The 527-nt window shown below is 70.8% G+C and carries 1 pseudogene; it reads right to left on the bottom strand.

From position 1 onward, the window contains the following. Positions 1-527, bottom strand: a pseudogene (locus U9978_RS23920) (type IV secretion protein Rhs); the annotation flags it as partial.

The raw sequence follows: 527 nt of genomic DNA, 5'->3' as shown, positions 1-527 counted from the left end.
ATAGCAATACCGCCAGCGCTGGCCGTCGGGGGTGGTCACCCCGGTGAGGCGATCATCAGCGTCCCAGCTGTAACGCCAGGTACGCGGCTTGCCCGACAGCCGCTTGTGCTGGCGCAGCGTCACCCGGCCCTGGCCGTCGTGCTCGTAACGGACCCGACCGGCGCGGCGGATCAGCGTGCCCGCGTACTCCCGGCCACCCTGCGCCGCCTCGTGCACCCCGTCGCGCCCGTCGCGCCCGTCACGCTGTGCGGGCACCGGCCAGGACGCGTCGGTGATGTTACCCGCCGTGTCGTAGGCGTACCGCTCGGACCAGCCGGCCCCGTGCACCGCGGTGACCCGCCGCGCCGGATCGAGATCGAACCGGCGCAGCCCGGCGAGCATGTCATCGATCTCGGTGACGTAGCCATCCGGACTGTAGGAGTAATCCCGACGCTGCAACACCCGCGCACGCCCAGTGGTCACGGTCTGCGACAGCAGCTGATGGTTGACATCCCACACCTGCCCCACCACCACCCCGCTGTCGAGGC

The sequence above is a fragment of the Protofrankia sp. Cr2 genome, assembly GCF_963555885.1.
In the GTDB taxonomy this organism is placed as follows: domain Bacteria; phylum Actinomycetota; class Actinomycetes; order Frankiales; family Frankiaceae; genus Protofrankia.
This window is presented reverse-complemented; position numbering and strand designations above follow the sequence as displayed.